This window comes from Sandaracinaceae bacterium (genome assembly GCA_016706685.1).
In the GTDB taxonomy this organism is placed as follows: Bacteria; Myxococcota_A; Polyangia; order Polyangiales; family Houyiibacteriaceae; genus JADJJE01.
The window spans coordinates 195,035-214,347 of record JADJJE010000008.1; the positions used below are offsets into that span (position 1 = coordinate 195,035).

Annotated in this window: 22 protein-coding genes; 10 read left to right on the plus strand and 12 right to left on the minus strand. The window is 69.4% G+C overall.

Annotated features, from left to right (window positions below; all coding sequences use genetic code 11):
* Positions 1 to 10: 10 nt before the first annotated feature.
* From IPI43_12360 to IPI43_12380, 5 genes are all read right to left on the minus strand, one after another.
* Positions 11 to 526: a L,D-transpeptidase family protein gene (locus tag IPI43_12360; protein MBK7774905.1), complete on the minus strand. Its 516-nt coding sequence runs from the start codon at positions 524 to 526 to the stop codon at positions 11 to 13.
* A gap of 95 nt (positions 527 to 621) precedes the next feature.
* Positions 622 to 2,559, minus strand: a complete 1,938-nt coding sequence (locus tag IPI43_12365) for an ATP-dependent DNA helicase (GenBank protein MBK7774906.1) — start codon at positions 2,557 to 2,559, stop codon at positions 622 to 624.
* On the minus strand, positions 2,559 to 4,304 hold the full coding sequence (locus IPI43_12370; protein ID MBK7774907.1) for a hypothetical protein: 1,746 nt from the start codon (positions 4,302 to 4,304) through the stop codon (positions 2,559 to 2,561). The genes IPI43_12365 and IPI43_12370 overlap by 1 nt, the downstream gene beginning before the upstream one ends.
* 43 nt (positions 4,305 to 4,347) lie before the next feature.
* Positions 4,348 to 4,623 (minus strand): hypothetical protein, encoded by a 276-nt coding sequence (locus IPI43_12375; protein MBK7774908.1) that lies wholly within the window; start codon positions 4,621 to 4,623, stop codon positions 4,348 to 4,350.
* Between the two features lie 72 nt (positions 4,624 to 4,695).
* On the minus strand, positions 4,696 to 5,883 hold the full coding sequence (locus IPI43_12380; GenBank protein ID MBK7774909.1) for a hypothetical protein: 1,188 nt from the start codon (positions 5,881 to 5,883) through the stop codon (positions 4,696 to 4,698).
* A gap of 88 nt (positions 5,884 to 5,971) precedes the next feature.
* Here IPI43_12380 and IPI43_12385 point away from each other — a divergent pair, with 88 nt between their 5' ends.
* The 4 genes from IPI43_12385 to IPI43_12400 all read left to right on the plus strand — a co-directional run bounded on the left by IPI43_12385 (position 5,972) and on the right by IPI43_12400 (position 9,475).
* Positions 5,972 to 6,844: a methylated-DNA--[protein]-cysteine S-methyltransferase gene (locus tag IPI43_12385; protein ID MBK7774910.1), complete on the plus strand. Its 873-nt coding sequence runs from the start codon at positions 5,972 to 5,974 to the stop codon at positions 6,842 to 6,844.
* A 76-nt stretch (positions 6,845 to 6,920) separates the two neighbouring features.
* Positions 6,921 to 7,820: a metal-dependent hydrolase gene (locus IPI43_12390; protein MBK7774911.1), complete on the plus strand. Its 900-nt coding sequence runs from the start codon at positions 6,921 to 6,923 to the stop codon at positions 7,818 to 7,820.
* An 18-nt stretch (positions 7,821 to 7,838) separates the two neighbouring features.
* Complete coding sequence (locus IPI43_12395) at positions 7,839 to 8,489, plus strand: class I SAM-dependent methyltransferase (protein ID MBK7774912.1); 651 nt, start codon at positions 7,839 to 7,841, stop codon at positions 8,487 to 8,489.
* A 128-nt stretch (positions 8,490 to 8,617) separates the two neighbouring features.
* Entirely contained in the window at positions 8,618 to 9,475 is an 858-nt protein-coding gene (locus IPI43_12400) for a hypothetical protein (GenBank protein MBK7774913.1), read from the plus strand.
* 247 nt (positions 9,476 to 9,722) lie between these two features.
* On the opposite strand, the gene uvrB is transcribed toward IPI43_12400, so the two are convergent.
* From uvrB to IPI43_12420, 4 genes are all read right to left on the minus strand, one after another.
* Entirely contained in the window at positions 9,723 to 11,807 is a 2,085-nt protein-coding gene (gene uvrB, locus IPI43_12405) for an excinuclease ABC subunit UvrB (protein ID MBK7774914.1), read from the minus strand.
* A 122-nt stretch (positions 11,808 to 11,929) separates the two neighbouring features.
* Positions 11,930 to 12,580: a hypothetical protein gene (locus IPI43_12410; protein MBK7774915.1), complete on the minus strand. Its 651-nt coding sequence runs from the start codon at positions 12,578 to 12,580 to the stop codon at positions 11,930 to 11,932.
* 69 nt (positions 12,581 to 12,649) lie between these two features.
* Complete coding sequence (locus IPI43_12415) at positions 12,650 to 13,393, minus strand: hypothetical protein (GenBank protein MBK7774916.1); 744 nt, start codon at positions 13,391 to 13,393, stop codon at positions 12,650 to 12,652.
* Entirely contained in the window at positions 13,390 to 13,902 is a 513-nt protein-coding gene (locus IPI43_12420) for a hypothetical protein (GenBank protein ID MBK7774917.1), read from the minus strand. Before IPI43_12420 ends, IPI43_12415 begins: the two co-directional genes overlap by 4 nt.
* Positions 13,903 to 13,959: 57 nt before the next feature.
* Here IPI43_12420 and IPI43_12425 point away from each other — a divergent pair, with 57 nt between their 5' ends.
* From IPI43_12425 to IPI43_12435, 3 genes are all read left to right on the plus strand, one after another.
* The gene (locus tag IPI43_12425; protein MBK7774918.1) at positions 13,960 to 14,136 is read left to right on the plus strand and encodes a hypothetical protein; all 177 of its coding nucleotides are present in this window, start codon (positions 13,960 to 13,962) and stop codon (positions 14,134 to 14,136) included.
* Between the two features lie 63 nt (positions 14,137 to 14,199).
* On the plus strand, positions 14,200 to 14,451 hold the full coding sequence (locus tag IPI43_12430; protein MBK7774919.1) for a type II toxin-antitoxin system ParD family antitoxin: 252 nt from the start codon (positions 14,200 to 14,202) through the stop codon (positions 14,449 to 14,451).
* Positions 14,448 to 14,777, plus strand: coding sequence for a type II toxin-antitoxin system RelE/ParE family toxin (locus IPI43_12435; GenBank protein MBK7774920.1), 330 nt, complete (start codon positions 14,448 to 14,450; stop codon positions 14,775 to 14,777). Before IPI43_12430 ends, IPI43_12435 begins: the two co-directional genes overlap by 4 nt.
* A 1,064-nt stretch (positions 14,778 to 15,841) precedes the next feature.
* Here the strand turns inward: IPI43_12435 and IPI43_12440 are convergent.
* Positions 15,842 to 16,168 carry a hypothetical protein gene (locus IPI43_12440; protein MBK7774921.1) on the minus strand — a complete coding sequence of 109 codons (327 nt, stop codon included), beginning with the start codon at positions 16,166 to 16,168 and terminating at the stop codon, positions 15,842 to 15,844.
* 43 nt (positions 16,169 to 16,211) lie between these two features.
* Positions 16,212 to 16,829 carry a hypothetical protein gene (locus tag IPI43_12445; GenBank protein MBK7774922.1) on the minus strand — a complete coding sequence of 206 codons (618 nt, stop codon included), beginning with the start codon at positions 16,827 to 16,829 and terminating at the stop codon, positions 16,212 to 16,214.
* Positions 16,830 to 16,965: 136 nt separating this feature from the next.
* Between IPI43_12445 and IPI43_12450 the strand changes: the two genes are divergently transcribed.
* The 3 genes from IPI43_12450 to IPI43_12460 all read left to right on the plus strand — a co-directional run bounded on the left by IPI43_12450 (position 16,966) and on the right by IPI43_12460 (position 18,185).
* On the plus strand, positions 16,966 to 17,328 hold the full coding sequence (locus IPI43_12450; GenBank protein ID MBK7774923.1) for a hypothetical protein: 363 nt from the start codon (positions 16,966 to 16,968) through the stop codon (positions 17,326 to 17,328).
* Between the two features lie 50 nt (positions 17,329 to 17,378).
* Positions 17,379 to 17,573, plus strand: coding sequence for a hypothetical protein (locus IPI43_12455; GenBank protein MBK7774924.1), 195 nt, complete (start codon positions 17,379 to 17,381; stop codon positions 17,571 to 17,573).
* 303 nt (positions 17,574 to 17,876) lie between these two features.
* Positions 17,877 to 18,185 (plus strand): hypothetical protein, encoded by a 309-nt coding sequence (locus IPI43_12460; protein MBK7774925.1) that lies wholly within the window; start codon positions 17,877 to 17,879, stop codon positions 18,183 to 18,185.
* Positions 18,186 to 18,488: 303 nt separating this feature from the next.
* Here the strand turns inward: IPI43_12460 and IPI43_12465 are convergent, their stop codons facing one another.
* Positions 18,489 to 19,232: a hypothetical protein gene (locus IPI43_12465; GenBank protein ID MBK7774926.1), complete on the minus strand. Its 744-nt coding sequence runs from the start codon at positions 19,230 to 19,232 to the stop codon at positions 18,489 to 18,491.
* Between the last annotated feature and the right edge of the window lie 81 nt (positions 19,233 to 19,313).

Consider the following 19,313-nt stretch of genomic DNA (forward strand, 5'->3'; position numbering starts at 1 on the left):
GCGTGGGCTGCTACGGCACGATCTCGATGGCCGCGTCGGAGACCACCCCGCGGTAGAGCTGCTCGGCCTCGGGGGACGACACCGCGATGCAGCCCTCGGTCCAGCCCACCTCGCGGCTGAACGGGATCAACGCTGCCCACGCGGGTGTCCCGTGCACGCCGATGTCGCCGCCGATGCCCACGCCGCGCGGGATGGTTCCGTCACGGCGCCCCTCGCGGTAGCGCGCGCGGTCCTGGGTGTTGGGATACGACACGTGCAGGAAGCGGTGGAACTGCCGGCTGCGGTGCCGGCTGTCGATGAGGTAGCTGCCCTCGGGCGTGCGCCCGTCGCCCTCCATGCGCTTGGGCCCGAGGCCGCCGCGCCCCATCGCTGCGCGGAACGTGGTGACCAGCGCGGTGCCCGAGAACGCTTGCAAGACGCCCTCGGACTTGGAGACGCGCAGCCGGTCGATGGGTGTGTGCGCGGGGATGCTGCCCCCGAGCTCTTGGGCGCGCCCCACGTAGACCACGCCTCCAACCACGCACACGACGCAAGCCGCGACCAGCGCGCTGGCGCCGAGCCGTCGGCCGAGACGTGTTCGTGGGGCGATTCGCATTCTGCCGTTCAACGCCAGCGTAGCGGTCATTCTTCCGGCGGGGAGACCGGCGGCACGGGCTCGCCGCCCCACCAGGCCTGCAGCTCCTCGCGCGTGGTGCACCTCCGCGCGGGGGGGAGGCTCGCCAGGAACACCTTGCCGTAGCCCTTCTGCACCACGCGGCCGTCCAGCACGGCCACCACGCCGCGGTCGCGCTGCGTGCGGATCAAGCGCCCGAAGCCCTGCTGCAGCGTGAGCGCCGCGGCCGGCACCAGGTAGCGCATGAAGGGGCTCTCGCCCTGCTCCTCGAGGGCCCGGCAGCGTGCGGCGATGAGCGGGTCGCTCGGCACCGAGAAGGGCAGCTTGTCGAGGATCACGAGGCGCAGCGCGTCACCCGGCACGTCCACGCCCTCCCAGAAGCTGAGCGTGGCGAACAGCACCGCGTGGTGCGCCTCGCGGAAGCGCTCGAGCAGCGTGCCCTTGGGGGCCTCGCCCTGCACGAACACCGGCTGCGTGATCACGCGCGCGCAGCGCTCGGCCAAGAGCCGCATGGCGCGCACCGAGGTGCACAGCACGAAGGCCCCGCCGCCGGTCATGGACACCAGCTGCGTGATCTCGTCCACGGCCCGCTCGAGATACGCCGGGGCGCGCGGGTCGGGCATGTCGCTCGGCAGGTAGAGCGCCGCCTGCTGGGCGTAGTCGAAGGGCGACGACACGCGCTCTTCCAGGATGTCGAAGTCGATGCCCAGCCGCTGCCGGATGAACTTGAAGTCGCCCCCGGTGGAGAGTGTGGCGCTGGTGAGCACCACCGAACCCACGCGCTGCCAGACCTCGCTGCGCAAGAGATCGCTCACGTCCACGGGCCGCGAGCCGATCACGCGCCCGCGCCCGCGCGCCTCGCTGTAGGCCACGCGCTGGCCGGCGTCGGGGGTCTCGGCGATCTGGATGAGCTGGTGGCGCTGCTCCGCCGCCCGCCGCGCCAGCTGGGCCAGGCGGTCGCTCTCGTGCGCGCGCTGGCTGAGGTGCTCCTCCACGCGGCCGAGCGCATCGTCGAGCGCGAACAGGGCGTCCTCCACGTGCCCGGCGAACATCCCTCGCGACAGGTGCGCGCGCCCCACGCCCGGGTCGGGCAGCGCCCCGAAGAAGCGCCCGGCGGCCACCACCAGCGCGTCGCTCATCTCGCGCGCGGCCTTGCCCTCGTCAGCGATGGCGCGGGCGAGCTCGTCGGCCAGGCGCTCCACCCCCGCGGTGCTCACCTCGTGCCCGAAGAACAGCGTGGCCACGTCTTCGATCTGGTGCGCCTCGTCGAAGATCACCGCGTCGTAGTCGGGCAAGAGCCCGCCGCTGTGCGGCCCGCGCACCGCCAGGTCCGAGAAGAACAGGTGGTGGTTCACGACCACGATCTGCGCCTCGCGCGCGCGCTCGCGCATCTGCGTGATGAAGCAGCTGTCGAAGTAGCGGCAGCCCTTGCCCACGCGCGTGTCGGAGCCGCTCACGATGTGCGGCCAGATGGGGTGGTCCTCGGCCAGCGCCGTGAGCGCCGCGCGGTCGCCGGTGACGCTCTGCTCCTGGAACTCCTGCAGCACGGGCAGCGCGGCGCGGAAGCGGGGCTCCACCGCGCGCGGGCTGGCCACGAACTCGGCGAAGCGCCGCCGGCACACGTAGTTGGCGAGGCCCTTCATGGCGCTGGCCCGCACGGGCACACCCAGGTGCTTCCGCAAGAGCGGCAGGTCGTGGTCCAGGATCTGGTCCTGCAACGTGCGCGTCCCGGTGGAGATGACCACCTTCTGGCCGCTCAAGATGGCGGGCAGCAGATAGGCCAGCGTCTTGCCCGTGCCGGTGCCGGCCTCCACCAGCAGCATGCGGCGGTCCTCGAGGGAGCGCTGCACGGCCTCGGCCATGCGCATCTGCCCCTCACGGTGCTCGTAGCCCGGGATGACGCGCGCGAGCGGACCCGTGGGCCCGAGCAGGTCCGCGGCGCGCATCAGAACAGCTGGGACGTGAACAGGGCCGCCTGGGCCGCCTGGTCGAACGCGCCCGGGGTCAGCGAGAAGCGCACGCGCACGCCGCTCTCCTCGCGCTCCACGAACACCAGGATGGGCGCGGGCGGGGTGTCCTGCGTGAGTGCGTTGCCGAGCGCCCGCACGGCCGGGAAGGCCAGCAGGCCCACGGCGCGGCCCAGGTGGCCAGGCATCACCACCCACGCCGAGAGCACGCGCGGCGAGGCGCTGTCGAGCGCGCGCGCCACGTCCGGCTGCGAGCCGAGAGCGCGCGGGGAGCTGGCGTCCGCGGGGGCAGCCAGGTCGGTGAAGAGCACCGCCGGCAGCGGGTGCACCGTGGCGTCATTGGCCGTCTGGGTGAGCGCCAGCACCGAGTGGGTGTCATCGGCCTGGTGGTGCAGCGCGGGCACGGGGGGCGTGGCGCGGGTGCAGACCGGCACGCGCGCGGCCAGCGCCAGGTTGCGGCGCGGCTCGGCGTTGGGGCAGCCCAAGAGGTCGCCCAACAGCGCGCGCACGTAGGGCGTGGCCAGCGCCCCGTTGAGCGCGGCCGGGTCGGCGCCGGGGCCCGTGGGCGTGGCCAGCAGCGCGAAGCCGCCGTCCTCGGTGGCGCCCAGGCTGAACATCAGCACGCCGCCCGAGCGCTCGCGCTGCGACGCCGAAAGTGCGGCCAGCGCGGCCTGGTCTTCCGGGCGCACGCGGCCACCGCCCACCTCGGCCAGCGCCGAGAGCAGGCCCTGGTCCTGAGGCGCTGGCGAGAGGACGCCACCGATGCTGGTGCCCTGCGGCAGCCGGCCGAGCGCGGCCGTGGGCACCTCGGGGAGCGCCGCGAGCGTGCGGGCGGCGGGCGAGCCCGGCGTCAGCTCGGTCTCGAAGGTGACCCCCAGGCCGTGCGCCGTGGGACCCACCCACACCGTGGCGGACACCACGTCGGGCATGTAGGCCGTCAGGCCGCGCAGCGCGGTGGACACGGTCTGGATGAAAGCCTCCGGGTCGCCCAGGGTGGGCGGGGTCTCGCGGGCGGCACGCTCGGCGCGCACCTGGGCGAGGGCGGCGGCCACGTACTCGTCCAGCGCGGCATCCATCTCCGTGCGCGCGCGCCGCGCAATGACCCCCTCGGCGCTGCGGATGTGCAGCCCGGGCGCCCCAAGCTCGGCGCTACGCACGCGCGACACCAGGTAGCCCAGCGCCGCCTCCAGCTGCGCGGGGTCACGCGCCATCAGCAGCACGTCCTCGTACAGCACCACGAACGGCTCGCCCGGGACCGGCGCGCGGCCGACGAACCGGCTGCCCGCGGGCCCGCCGGACACCATGGGGATGGTGGCGCCGAACGGGCTGGTGCCCCCGTCGAGGGTCGCCAATGCCGCCACCACTTGGGCATCCTCCACGCGCACCGCCACCAGCGGGGCGTCGTCACGCACACGAGCGCGCAGGTTCTCGGGGATGGGCGAAAAGCGCTCGTAGAGCTCGCCCATGGTGGCGGGCAGCATGGTGCGCAGCGCCTCGGCGCGGACCTGATCGCGCACACCGGTGAGCGCCTCACGGCCACCCGCGAACCAGATCTCGATGCTCAGCCCAGCGGGTGGCGTGGGGTCGAGGGCGGGCGCCACGGGGGGCGTGGGCTCGGTGGTGGCAGCATCGCCACCGCTGCACGCGGGGGCAGCCAGCACGGACAACAGGAGCGACAGCGAGCCGAGCAAGACACGGGGGGAGCGGGGGGAGCTCTTGCGCATGGCCTACGCTAGCAGCGTGCTGCCCACCTGGCGATCCGCTGCATCAGGCCTGCTCGCCCTGGGAGAGCGGGGGCAACAGGGGGTCCCGCAGGGCGCGGTAGCGTCCCGTGAGGCCCGCTCGCAGTGGGGTGTCCGGCAGGCCCTCGAGCGCGCGCTCCAGACGCTCGGCCACGTTGCGGTTGTGGGCGCCCAGCGGGTGGCGCTCCAGGTAGTCCAGCAGGAAGGTGACCCGCGCCCCGGGCAGGGCGCGCCCAAGGCGCTGTAGCGTCAGGAGGTAGAAGTCATTCTCGGCGTGCACCGCATCGTCACCGACGGCCATGGGTGGGTGTACGCCCGTCCCCGGGGGGATCCTTCCCTCACAAAATGTCCGTAAATGTGGGCAAGCGGGGGCTCAGGGACACTCTTCGAGGGTGGCCGCCCACAGCCGCACGGCGCGCACCCCACCCGCGTAGTCCGGCAGCGTGCGGCCGAGCGGGGGCATGCGGCGCAGCGGGTCGGTGGACTCCATGCGCTGCACCACGAAGCTGTTGTCCGGGTCGCCTGGGGCGATGCGCCGGGTGCCGGCGGGCGCGAAGAACTGTGCCTCGTCGCACAGGTGGGTCTCCGCCAGCGTGCGCTCGATGCGCATGTCCAGCGTGAGCGCGGGCGAAGACTGGCCCAGCGGGCGGTGGCAGTGACTGCAGTTGGCGTGCAGGTACGCGCGCGCGCGGTCCTCGGGCTGCTCGCCCTCGTTGGTGGGGTCCACCATGGCCGGGTAGGCGGCCGGGTCCAGCTCCTCGCCCACGGGCACGTCCAGGCCCGCGAACACACCCACGCTGTTCAGCGCCACCAGCTGGTTCTCGATGACCCCGGTGTAGTTGAAGAGCCCGTTCAGCTGGTCGATGCGGAAGCCGAGCGAGCGCTCGGTGGCTGCGCTGTGGCAGGTGGCGCACTCGGCGCGGCTAGGGAAGTGGTACGGAAAGGTCTCCACCACGGCGTCGCGGCGCACGCGCAGCTCTTCGTCGGCGCCGGTGGCCAGCAGCTGCGCGTCCGCGCCGTCTTCGTCGTAGCGGTAGGTGAAGAAGCCCCAGTCGGTCTGTCCGCGCACCACGAAGCGCGTCTCGAGCCGCCGGAAGCTGCTGGCGCGGCGGTCGTCCAGCAACATGGCGAACTCCTTCACCAGCACGGTGCCCACCGGGAAGTCGAGCGTGCCGTCGGGCAGGCGTGTGACCACCTCGAAGGGCGGAAGCACCAGGTAGCGCGCCTTGGCGGCCCCGTCGGTCCACAGGGGGGAGTTCACGCCGAAGGGGATCAGGTCCGCCGCCGGTGTGCCCTCGGCCACGTCGGTGAAGCACTGCGTGGCGCTCAACTGCGTGGGCATGGGTGCGAGCGAGCCGAGCGTGAGGTCCACGCCCGCGAGGCAGGTGCGCGTGCTGGGCCGAGGCGGCAGGGCGGGCCCTTCGCGCGGGGGCACGCCCGAGTCCCGCTCGAAGCGCACGGGCTCGGCGCAGGCGGGCAGGCTGGTGGCCAGTAGCGTGAGCCCCAGGGCGAGCACGGGGCCGAGCGCGAGCCAGCGCCGTGACGCGGGGGAGAGTTCCACACGGGCGGGATAGCAAACGGGGGTGGGCAAAGCTAGACAGCAAGAAGCGGAGTGCGGTCACCTTCACCGGCGCGCCACGCTGCTGCTCATGACCCACGAAGCCACGGACACTGCCGTTCTCAGCCAGCCGGTCGCCGCAGCGCGAACTCCCGCACGCGTGGCGCGCTTGTGCCGCTTGATCGAAGCAGCCGAGGACGCCCCGCCCTCGCTGGCGGAGCTGTCCGCCGCGGTGGGCCTCAGCCCCAGTCACACGCAGCGCATGTTCACGCAGGCCCTCGGGCTCAGCCCGCATGCCTACGCCGCCGCCTGTCGTGAGCGTCGCGTCCGCGACCTGTTGGCCTCGCAGGCGAGCGTGACCGAGGCCATCTACGGCGCCGGGTACGGCTCGAGTGGCCGCTTCTACGAGCGCTCCACGCAGCTGCTGGGCATGACGCCGAGCGCCTATCGGAAGCAGGGGCCCGACGTGGCCATCCGCTTCGCGGTGGGGCAGTGCTCGCTGGGCGCCATCTTGGTGGCCAGAACGGAGCGCGGGGTGTGTGCGGTGGACCTGGGCGACGAGCCCGAGCCGTTGGTGCGCGACCTGGAGCAGCGCTTCGCGCGCGCAACGCTGGTGGGCGCGGACCCGGCCTTCGAGGCGCTGGTGGCACAGGTGGTGGGCCTGATCGAGCAGCCCCGTGTGGACGTGCGCCTGCCGCTCGACGTGCGGGGCACGGCGTTCCAGCAGCGCGTGTGGACGGCGCTCACGAAGATCCCCGCCGGCGAGACGCGCACGTACACGCAGCTGGCGGTGGAGCTGGGTGCGCCCAAGGGGGCCCGGGCCGTGGCGCGGGCGTGCGCCAGCAACCCGGTGGCCGTGGCCATCCCGTGCCACCGCGTGGTGCGCGCCGACAGCAACCTGGCGGGCTACCGCTGGGGCATCGAGCGCAAGCGCGAGCTGCTGGCCCGCGAAGCAGAGCGGTGACCGGAGAGGGCGCGCCGCGGGTTGCGGCCTGGAACCCGAGTTGAATCCGAACTTTTGCTCGGATTACCTTGAGGTCATGACCACCGCTTCCATGACTCGGCTCGACGGCGCCGCCGTGGGCATCCCCGCGCGCCACATCGCCTTCCCCGTCGCGGACAGCACCGCCACGCACGCGTTCTACGACGGCAACGTGCTCGCCAGCAGCTTGCTGGTGGTGTTCTCGGCCATCTTCCCGCCCGGCGAGCGCTTCTTCATGGAGTCCGTGCGGCGCTTCCGCGACGACCCGCGCGTGAAGGACGACCCGGTGCTCGCGGCGCGCGTGGCCGGCTTCTTGGTGCAGGAGGCGCTGCACGGCAGAGCCCACGAAGACCTGAACGAGTTCTTCGGGTCACGTGGCAAGAGCGTCGCCACGTCGGAGCGCACCATCCGCGCCAGCCTCGGGCTGCTAGAGCGCCTCTCGCCGCGGCAGCAGCTGGCGTGCACCACGTTCATGGAGCACTTCACCGCGCTCTTGGCCGAGGCCTGGCTCACCGACGAGGGCTTTCGCACGAGCTCGGACCCGGAGATGCTGAAGCTCTGGCAGTGGCACGCGCTCGAAGAGCTGGAGCACAAGTCCGTGGCCTACGACGTGCTCGAGCGCGTGGGCGGCACGCACCGCGAGCGCCAGTTGGCCATCCCGCTCACGGTGGTCGCGCTGCTGCCCGGCATCCTCTACAGCTGGGCCAAGCTGGTGGCGCAGGACCCCGCGCGCTGGGAGCTGCGTGAGCACCGCCGCGGGCTCGCACGCCTGCTGGGCCCAGGGGGCTTCTTCCGGCCGGTCCTCGCGCACGTGGGCGCGTTTGCGCTGCGTGACTTCCACCCCGACGAGCACGACACGCGGGCGCTCGAGAACGCTTGGCGCGAAAAGCTGTTCGGGGACGCGGGCATGCTGCGCAAGCAGCTGAAGGGCCGCAGCGCGCGGGCGCTCAGTCACTGAGGAGCTATACAGGACGCCATGAGCGCCGTGAGTGATGTCTGGGAGCGTGAGGTGCTGTCGCGCGTGCTGGAGTACGGCATGCGCGGGGTGGACCCGGTGCGTCACGAGGTGCTGGCCCCCGTGCAGGGCCGCGTGCTGGAGCTTGGCTTCGGCACCGGCGCGTCGCTGCCGCACTACGGTCCCGGGGTCACCGAGCTGGTGGCCGTGGAGCCCGCCATCCAGCTGGCGGCCATCGGTCGCGCGCGGCTCGAGCGCTTCGCCGCGGAGCGCAGCGTCCCGGCCTCGCTGCTCACGGCGTCGGCCACGCGCCCGCTGGGGCTCGACGCGGGCTCGTTCGACACGGTGGTGATCCTCTTCGTGCTCTGCTCCATCAAGCACGTGGACGAGGCGCTGGCCCAGGCCCACCAGCTGCTGCGGCCCGGTGGCTCGCTGGTGCTGGCCGAGCACGTGGCCGCCGGCACGGACACGGCCCCCGAGCGGGCGCGAGGGCAGGTGCAGCGGCTGGTGAGCCCCGCGTGGAAGCTGGCCCTCGCCGGCTGTGATCCGCACAAGTCGCTGGACGGCACGCTCGAGCGCCACGGCTTCGACGTGGCTGGCCTCGAGCACCGCGAGCTGGGCTTGCCGTGGGTGGTGCGGTCGGGGCTGGTGGGGAGCGCGGTGCGACGCTGAGGGCAGTGTTGTCAGGCGAGTGCTGGCGGCCCCACCGACGGGATGACTAGGTTCCGCGCGCGAAGGTGTCCGCGACAGCACGCCGCGCCGAGTACCCATCGAGTAAGGGTTGGGGTAGTCTCATCGACATGAATGGCATGGCGAGGGGACTGTTCCGGAGCGGGCTGGTGATCTGTGCCCTGGGCGCAGGCTGTACGGAACCACCAGCATCCCCGTACATCGACCTGGGGGGCAACGGTCAGGATATTGGCACCGTTGTGGACAGTGGGACGCCTCGCGACGCGACCGTTCGCGACACGAGCGTCGCCGACATGAACGTCCTCGCCGACAGCGCCACCGCGGACGAAGGCACCGTTGGTCCGGGACCCGGAGCATTCGATCCGGACCGGGTCTACATCTTCCGGTGGGTCCCCTACCAGACCACGTCCGTCCCGGTCATCGAGGACTTCGACAGCGCCACCCAATCCATCCCTGGGTTCGAGGGCGTGACCTCGATTCAGGGCGTGATTCGCCCCTCCGACGGACGCATCGTCTTCGGAGATCTCATCGGGGTGAACGTCTTCGTGGAGGACGCCTGGTCGAGTGACGAGGGACAGCCCGTCTACCCCGCTGATCCGGACGCGAACGATACCGCGGTGAGCACTCCTCAGTGCAATTCGATCGAGGTCGTCAGCGTGGAGCCCGACACCGGTGCCATTCTGTACGAATGCTTCGTGTGTGTCCCTGGAGACTCGTCTTGCTACGGCAAGGTGTTCCGGAGCGGCGGCGGCGAGTACCTCGCGGTGGGTGCAACGTCGTGGTGGGCGCCGGGCCACAACGGGACCACGCTGTACGGGCAGGACAACGCCCTCAAGCTGCGTGCTGGTGGCCAGACCACCACGATCTCCACGCAGATTGCCGCTCTAGAAAACGTGGTCGCGGTTCGCGCCACGCCCGAAGGGTTTCTCGTGGTGTCGAGCGAAGCCTCGAGCCTGGACGTCTCCTGATCGACACGGACGACGCGTTCGTGTCCCCAGAGGGCTCGTACCCGTTCCTCGCGGGCTACGACCGTGTGAGTGAGTACCGGCTCGCGGCCAACGGCGATCTCTATGTCATTGCGCAAACGATCGGGAACCTCGGACCGAGTCGAGTGGTCCTGCGCCTCGTCGTCGGCGCTGCCGACCCCGCCCTCTTGTCGAGCGGGGCGGACTATCGGAGTGCGCTGATCTCGGGCCCCTGACCCCGCCGCAACGCTCACCGCCGAGGCCGCTGCTTCATCCCCGCGCGCCCGCCCCGCCCGGCCTTCTCCGCGGCCTTCTCGGGGTTCGCGGCATCCCGCTGGTCGCGCTTGTCCTGCTTGCGCTGGCTCTGCTCGAGCGCCTTCAGCTTGTCGCGCAACGCGGCGGCCCGCTCGAACTCGAGGCTCTCCGCGGCCAGCAGCATCTCGCTGCGCAGCTCCTCGATGCGGTCCTCCATGCTCTGCGCGTCGTCGTCGGCTTCGCTGGCGCGCAGCACCGGGATGACCACGTAGTCGCCCTGGCCGCTGGACGCGTCCATCTCGTAGAAGGCGCGGCGCGTGGACTCCGGCGTGATGCCGTGTTCCACGTTGTAGGCGGTCTGCAGCTCGCGCCGGCGCGCGGTCTCGTCGATGGCGTACTGCATGCTGTCGGTGACGCGGTCGCCGTACAAGATGGCCTGGCCGCGCAGGTTGCGGGCCGCGCGCCCGATGGTCTGGATGAGCGAGCGCTTGCTGCGCAGGAAGCCCTGCTTGTCCGCGTCCAGGATGGCCACGAGGCTCACCTCGGGCAGGTCGAGGCCTTCGCGCAGGAGGTTGATGCCCACCAGCACGTCGAACTCGCCGCGCCGCAGGTCGCGCAGGATCTCCACGCGCTCGAGCGTGTCGATGTCCGAGTGCAGGTAGCGCACGCGCACGCCCAGCTCCGAGTAGTACTCGGTGAGGTCCTCGGCCATGCGCTTGGTGAGCGTGGTGACCAGCACGCGCTCGTCGCGCTCCACGCGCACGCGGATCTCGGCCAAGAGGTCGTCGATCTGGTTGCCCACGGGCCGCACGATCACTTCGGGGTCGATGAGCCCCGTGGGCCGGATGAGCTGCTCCACGAACACGCCCTGCGACTGCTCGAGCTCCCATTCACCCGGCGTGGCGCTCACGTGCAGCACCTGCGTCACGCGCTCTTCCCACTCCTCGAAGCGCAGCGGCCGGTTGTCGAGCGCGCTGGGCAGGCGGAAGCCGTGCGCCACCAGCGTCTCTTTGCGGGCGCGATCGCCTTTGTACATGGACCCGATCTGCGGGACCGTGACGTGGCTCTCGTCGAGCACCACCAGGTAGTCGCTCGGGAAGTAGTCGAGCAGCGTGGGCGGCGCCTGGCCCGCCTCGCGGTTGCTCAGGTGCCGGCTGTAGTTCTCGATGCCGTGGCAGAAGCCCATCTGCTCCAGCAGCTCGAGGTCGTACATGGTGCGCTGTTCCAAGCGCTGGCGCTCCAGCAGCTTGCCCTCGGCCTCGAGGCGCGGGAGCGTCTCGCGCAGCTCCTCGCGGATGGAGTTGATGGCCTTCTTGCGCTGCTCCTCGGGCGTGACGTAGTGGCTGCCCGGGAAGATGGCGGCGGTCTTCAGCTCGCGCAGCACCTTGCCGCGCAGCGGGTCCACCTCGCAGATGCGCTCGATCTCGTCGCCCCAGTACTCGATGCGCAGGGCCACGTCCTCGGCGTGCACCGGGAACACCTCCACCACGTCGCCGCGCACGCGGAAGGTGCCGCGGTGGAAGTCGATGTCGTTGCGCGCGTACTGGATGTCCACCAGCCGGCGCAGCAGCTCGTCGCGGCGCAGCTCCTCGCCCACGTTCAGCTCCACCAGCATGCCGCGGTACCACTCGGCCGAGCCGATGCCGTAGATGCACGACACGCTCGCCACGATGATGACGTCCCGCCGCGACAAGAGCGCGCGCGTGGCCGAGTGCCGCATCCGGTCGATGCGGTCGTTCACGATGGCGTCCTTCTCGATGTACGTGTCGGACGACGGGATGTAGGCCTCGGGCTGGTAGTAGTCGTAGTAGCTGACGAAGTACTCCACCGCGTTGTCCGGGAAGAGCTCGCGCAGCTCGCTGTACAGCTGCGCCGCCAGCGTCTTGTTGGGCGCCATCACCAGCGCCGGCCGGTTCACCTGCTGGATGACGTTGGCCACCGTGAAGGTCTTGCCGCTGCCGGTGATGCCGAGGAGCACCTGGTGGGCTTCGCCCGCTTGGAGACCTGCGACCAGCTCGGCGATGGCGCGGGGCTGATCGCCGCGCGGCTGCATGGTGGAGACGAGGCTGAAGTCGGACATGACGGAGGCAGCGTAGCAGGGGCGGGTGTCAGGGGCTGTCAGGAGCGTTTGCGCAGCACTGTCGAAGCGCGACTTCGAGAGTGACCTGATCCGGGCGGCGGCTGCAGCTGGGGCGCCGACACTCACGCAAGCCCGAGTTCGGCCTCCACTTCCGACAGCCACCTAGCCCGCTCAAACAAAGCCGACTGCACGTCAGCGCGCATCAAGAGGGGTTCTAGACGAGCGAATCGTTTCTCACATTGGACGAGCGCGAACGCGTTGGCGGCAGTCGCCACCTCACGGAAGTCCGAATAGACCTCCCGTTTCCATCCTCCAGCACGGTTGTGCTTCGCACCGGGCTGAAAGTGGTCTTCCTTGACCACCAACACGAACTTCGAACGCTCCATTGTTACGGCCGGCGATCCCGCGTGAGCTAGATGGTGGTTCCGTAGATTCAACATCCCTGAGTGAACGACGGCTTGGTCAAAATGAAGCGAAGCAATGAACTTCGCGGAGTCGAGGCCTGATGCGCGCGTCTTGGACTCGTTGAAGCAGCGGCCGTATCTGAGCAGCGCACTCCACCAGATCGCCTCTTCCACTTCAACGTCGAAGTCCTCCTTCTCAAGTCTCAGGAGGAGACTTCCGACTACATCCAGGTCGCGACGGATGGCAGATAGGTCGCGCACTTGCTCGATAATGTGCCCAGACGCGGGGTCGAGGGGCGCAAGGACCTCCTTGAGTGCGACCTCGTCAACACACATGTCGGACCCGAGAGAAGAGATTGCGTTTGGCATGCCTCCCCGAACCTACGGAAGAAGTGTGGACACGCAAGGCCGAGACCCCTCTGACTCCCGGGTTAGGCGCTATTTCTGCTTCAACGCCATGCTGCGGAAGCGGTGCAACACCACCGTAGCGAGTTCCCGGCGGCCATTGGCTTGTGGTAGGTGTCCAAGGGTGTGGCGCACGAGTGGCCCGGGCGGGCCGACTCCCGATGCGATCGGCATGGGCAGCTCGCCGTTCGTCTGAGCCCACATAGCAAGGGTTCCTGAAAGGAACGCCCTGAGGTCCGCGTCAGCCCGTGCGACCTGCTCCACGACGTCGTCGGTGGCGGCCACTACCGTGACGATGTCTTCGATGTCATGGCTCGCTTCGAAGTCACCTCCACCACGACCGAGGAACGCCTCGGTCTTGGTCGCCAAGAAATAGGGCACCGTAAGCACACGAATCAGGAGCCCAGGCTTCAGCTCGAACGACGTCGCGGTGGCCAGCGCGCGGGGGTACCAGCGGTTGCTGAAGCCGAAGCCAGCGTCGACGGGCGTCATCACATCTGCGAGCCCGGCATCGGGGTGAACCCAACGACACCGGGGCGCGCGGTCGGACGCATCCTCGCGCCAGCCCAGTTCGCGGAGCGGTCGTGCGACGTCCAACTCGTAGTCGGTCGGAGACTCGCCGGGCGCGATCAGGTCAACGTCGTCCGTCGGGCGGATGTCGATGTTGGGGACCAGGAGACCGGTGACGCTGCCGCCGACGAACGCGACCTTGGGGAGCAACTCCCCGAGACGTTCGGCAACGCGGATCAGCCGCTCTCGGTTGGGGTCTCGCGTCACCCGAAGGCCCCAATGGCGTTGAGCTGACGAGAGAGGAAGTCCGTGGCCACGCGGCGCTCACGGGCGGGCTCCATGCGCAACGCGTCGACCGCCGCCAGGACGCGGCGGAGGTCTGGGCGCTGTTTGGCCAGACGGGGCACCTCGCTGACCACCGGAGTCACGGGGTAGCCCTCATCGGGACCGCCCTTGAGTTCCCACACGACCGGCGTGCGATCGGGCGAGAACTCGTCGACGAGTGGAGCCACATACGACCCGGTACGGAGGCCGCGCACCACTCGCGCGCGGTCGGGTCGGGCGGGCATCAGGAACTTCGGCACGTGCTGGAAGAACTCGAGAGCGAGGGACCCGTCGACACCATCCCCGTCGATGAGGCCCGCTTGTCGGAGACGGCCCAGGCTGCGCTGTAGGGTGCTGGGGGGAAGCTCCAGCTGCTCGCCGAGCGTGCGCGCGGACGGCTTGCTGCCATCGGCGGCGAGCTGCGCGAGCACGAGGATATCGAGGGCTTGCATGGTCGAAACAGCGTGTGCCATATTTTGGCACAGGTCAAGCGCATGCAAGTCGGGGGCGTGGCGCCCAGTCCCACCCCCCGCGCGGCCCTCGCCCAGCTGCTCCAGTCACCGGACTTCCCGCGCTTCGAAGCCGAGCTCGCCCGCGTGTCGGCGTTCCACGTGCTGGGCATCGACCAGCGTGAGCTGAGCCTGCTGAGATCTTCGCCACCGACATGCGGGGGCGTGAGTCGGTGACGCTCTACCGATGCCGCTACGGTGGTCGTTTGCCAATCTTTGCCATACCGGTATCGTGATGGGATGAGCACGATGAACATCTCGCTACCGCCGACGCTCAAGGAGTTCGTCGACGATCAGGTTCAGCGGGGGGAGTACGCCAGCAGCAGCGAGTACGTGCGAGAGCTGATCCGGAAGGACCAGCAGCGAACTCAGCTCCGCGCGCTGCTGGTGGCGGGCGTGACCAGCGAGGCCGCAGCTCCGGCAACCCCCGAGTACTTCGCCGCGCTGCGTACAAGGGTGAGCAAGGCGGCGAAGTCGGCCAAGCGCCGATGAAGCGCAAGCCCGTCGTTCCACGCCAGCTCGCGATCGACGATGTCGAACAGGCGATCGACTGGTACTTGGCAGAGGGCGCGGCGGACGCGGCGCTGGGGTTCATCGACGAGCTCGAGAGAGCCTACGACCACATCGCCCGTCACCCTGCTACCGGGTCGTCGCGATACGAGAGCGAGCTGGGACTGCCCGGCCTCCGGGTGTGGCCTGTTTCGCGCTTTCCGTACCTCGCGTTCTACGTGGAGCGAGGAGACCACGTCGACGTCTGGCGCGTACTGCACGCCGAGCGAGACGTCGCCGCATGGCTTCGCGATCCGGAGCCGTATTGAGAGACCCGGCTCGGGCCGGCATCTCGATGGCGGCGGTGGCGGACACGCGCGCGGCCATCTAGATTCCGCCCATGCATCGCGCGCGGTATCGAGGGCTGGTGAGGGTGCTCTGGGCGCACCAAGCACGCCGTGAACCGCGCACTGGGCAGCACAACTCTGCGCATCCGCGTTGCCGGAGCGTCGACAAGCGCACTGCCACTCGGCCGCTGACAGTGTCCAGCGGGCGGTCCCGCTCAGCTCGGGCGTCCGGCGACGACCGCGTCATCTTCGTGAGCACCTTTTAGGGACCGCTTTGACCAGGACACGCGCGGCATGATCGTTTGCGCCTTCGTGCTGCCCGCCCCCGGCATTGACGGGCTGGCCGACGATGTGGAGGCGCGCGTGACGGGCCTGGCCGGAGAGTTCGCGGCCACAGCGGAGCGCGTGCGCGAGCTGGGGGATGCGCTCACGGGGTGGACGGCGGTGTTCCGGGGCGCAGGGGGGACCCGCACGGGCTCGTGTAGGCGCGCTCACGCCTGGCACGGTGGTGCGTGGCCCGGACGTCACCCGTCTGTGGCGTCCGGCATCGGCACTAGATAGGTCAGAAACCGGAGGCGGAACATTCCCGGCGGGTCGGACCACACAGACAAGTACCGTCCACAGCACGTCGGGCAATGCTGCACGAACGCTGTCCACAGATCTGGGTCTCCTTCCCAATCCCTCCAACGCCCCAACGTGTCCACGTCCCCACGGCGTGCGGCGTCATGAAACGCGTCCACGTCGGGCGAGTCCGTGAAGATCATCCCGACCGGTTGCTTCGGCGGCGACAGCGCAGACCCGCAACCAGGGCAACACCCAGTGTCCTCCTTTGGGGTGGCGTTCGCCGTCGACAGCGCGGCCCATAGCCTGCTGGTGATGCGCTTCAGGGGGTTCATCCGTGTTTCCAGAGAGGTACACCAACCGTGGCGCACGGCGCCAGGCGGCCACACCGGCGACACTTCATGCGCCATGGGGTGAACGCCCCCACACCGGCGTGGCGTATGGCTCGAAGCCGGTCGAGCAGCGCGACGAAGAGCGCTAGTCGGTCATCGCGTGCGACGCAGCCCGCGCAGTCCCTCGTCCAACGCGTCAACGAGGTCGTCGTCGTCGCACTCCGTAGCGGACCCCTGGGAAAAGCACGCCACGAACCGCCCCGTCCCTGCTAGGTAGACGGGGCCGTCTTCGAGACGGTGCAGCACCACGTCAAAGCGAGGCACGCCCCCCTCGTCGACAACCTCGCAGCGAGCGATGAGCTCTCCCATCGCGGGGTCGGCACGCCACGCGGCGAGCCTCCCGCCGAGCTGCTCGGCGAAGAGGCCGTCCACGGCTTCAAGCGGGATCCTGGGGAGCAGGCGAAAGTGGAGCTTCATCATTGGATCAATCACTCGCGATTCGATGTCGCTGACCGACGCCAGTTCAGAACGGGGTTCGGCCCCGCTGTTTCTCCTCACGCCGCTCGCGGAACGCGGCGGTCAGGAGCCCGATGAGCACAGGCACGGCGGCCGGGAAAGCACAGCAGAAGAAGCAGCCCGATCCTGGAAAGGACCCCGAGCGCCCGACCGCCGTGCACAGCTCGCGGACCTGGGCCGAAGCGTGGCGACCCGGTCGACTCGCGACGCCGCCCGTCGCTCGGTCCGGCTCGAGGTAGCTCGCAACGGAGCCTTCGGCGCACAGCACGAGCTCTAGCTCGTCGTCGTCGTCCGCGTTGAGGCCACCGAAGAACCCAACGGGGCCTCCGGCGATCATCGGGTCGTACACAGGGTACTCATCATCCAAGACAAGCGAATGGCCGTGGAACACCCTCACACAGTGTAGGGCCCCGTACGCCGACAACATCGAGCCCTCGCGCACGTGCTCGATTCGGTACCCGTCCCAGCGCACGTCACCGGCGGGCGTGAGCTGAGCCAGAGAGCGTGCGCTCCACCAGCGCATCGCCCCCATGGTTGACACCGTGAGGGCCGCGACGACGATGAAGGCCAGGAGATATGAGCGACTCCTCACCACAGCGACTGTAGCCCAAGGTGTGGGGTTCATGCGCCGTGCTCAACACCTCCATTGACACGCATCAGTGCACAGCATATTCGAACCTCTCGATGACTCGAGAGGGCGTTCACGGATCCTGGGGCTCGCGCGTTGTGCATCACTCGCGCCCTGAACCGTGGCGGCGAGCATGAGCGACACGTCATCCAACGAAGCACAATGGGTGCAGTACCCCTACTGCATCTCCATCTGCGTCCTGACGCTTCGGCGCAACTCGGCCCCGCAGCTCATCCATCCCGGACAGAGCCGCGTGCTCGCCGGGCTGCCTTTCCTTTTCATCAGCCTCTTCTGCGGATGGTGGGGCTTTCCGTTTGGCCTGATCTATACGCCGCTGTGCATTGTCGGCGTGCTGAGTGGTGGACAAGTCGTTGGTGGCGTGGGGATACCGGGCACAGCGGGTGCAGCCAACAACGGGTGTGCGCAATGCAGGTCGCTCGACGTGGTCTTCGCTCTTGGCCAGACTCGCTGCCGAGCGTGCGGGCATCGCTCCTGAATGCTCGAGCCGCCCACCCCTGGGTCCGCACCCATGGCACGCTGGCCGGCATGTCACCTTCCCCCACCGACACGAGCATCCTCGAGTATCGCGTGCGTGTGCTCGCGCCCGGCGTGGTCCAGGCCACGTACATCAGCGAGGCAGAGGTCGAGGGCGTCATCGAGCGGGCGCGGCGGAGCTCGATCTGGTCCTGCATCGACGGCACGTGGCAGCTCCGCTTTCATCAGGGCACGCCCATTGACTGAGCGCAGCGGTGGTCGACACTCGGGCTGTGCGGAGGCTCGGCGATGAAGGATGAGTACGGGGTAGTCGATGTGCTCAGTGCGCTCGACCGAATCGAGGCCAAGCTGCTGCGGATGGGCGCTTCGTTCGAGCGCACTGCCACGTCGCGTGGACCACGCAGCACGTCGTCGACGGCGCGTGGCACGACGACAGCAACACCGGGTGGTTGCTGACGCCCTTCTGGCTCCCGAAGCGCCAGGTGTTCAAGCAGAATCACATGATCACAGGCCAGTGAGGGAGAAAGCGCAGTGCGCTACCCTGCTAGAGTGAACGTCGACGTCATCTACTGCGAGCTCTGCAACAACCCGTACCGGCGAGCCGCCGGGGCCTGTGACAACTGCGGGCAGTCCGGCGGCGTGGACTGGGACGCGCTCGCTGACGAAGCGCGCTCGCTGCGGGTGTATGTGATTGGGGGCTTCGGGCTGGCGCTGCTCGGACTCGTCATCACCTTCACGGTGACGCGTGGCGCGATGCTGCTGCTCGTCTTGCCGATCGGGTTCGGCGGCGTCCACCTCCAGCGACTGCTCGCCATCCAGCGCCTGCTCAAGAAGCGCACGAAGCCTGAGGTCTTCTGAGCGAACCGCTGGCCTCCCGCTCCAGCCGTGGAACCACCTCGTCCGCCCAAGACTGCTCGATCTCACCAGGAGTGCGACCGAGACTCGTGAGCAGAGCGTTGGCGAGGACTCGCGCTCGTGATCGGAGAGGGAGAGGGCGTCTTCGAGAATCTTCTCGGCCGTGGAAGTCACGCACGAACTGGAGGGAGCGGACGAAGCGTCGGCCAATCCCTGTGGCCTCGGCGAGGCGGCAGACGGCTGCACGACCTGGGCACCGTCTGGCCCGATCACCTCCAGTCCCCCACTGGCCGCCACCATGCGTCCCTACCACGTGAGTTGGAGCGTCGCGCCCCCCGTGTTCCCCTGCGAAGAGAACGACGCCACAGGGGTCATGGTCAGCGCACCAATGCGCCGTCGCGCAGTCTGGCGCCGCGCCCCTGACGTGATGAGGCTCGGGACACCGGCGAAGAGCCACAGACCGCCCAAGCTCATGACCGCCATACCCAAGCCGCCCACCCCAGGGCGGAACCCACGTTCGCAATCGCTGCAGAACAGCGGCGAGTACTCTGCGGCGAGGAACAAGCCTCCCACAATGAGTGCCACAGACCCCACCATGCCGAGGCCGTATCCCCTCAAGCGGCGCGTCAGCACCGCATCGCGAGCTTCCAGTTCGGTGATGCTGTTGAGGCTCCTGAGCGAGGCCAGCCGATACGACGCCGGCTCTGCCGGGTGCGCTGGAGGGTGCACGAGCGACTGAGCATTGACGCCGCTCGCAGGCAGCGCACACGCGAGACCGAGAGCGATGAGCACCGCGGCGAAGACACGGGAGATTGCAGTCATGTCGCGGGTTTTGCAGCACCCGTGCCATGCCAGATGTTCGACTTTTCTGACCACTCGACCGGTTTTCGTCGCCCGGTGTGCGCGACGGGCACACGGGCTGTGACTGCACGGCACAGACGCGAAGTCCGCGCCGAAGTGCTCGCCGAGGAGACTTCGACGGCCTTCGTCCGCATCGCGGGTCGGGGTCATCAGGGTGCTCTGGCGCAAGTCTATGGCGTCTTTGCGCACGACGACGGAGCCTGGGGCCACGTGGTCATCGGTGGCGCCGACGCGGCGTTGGGTTCGGTCTACCGCTGGCCGACTTGCGGC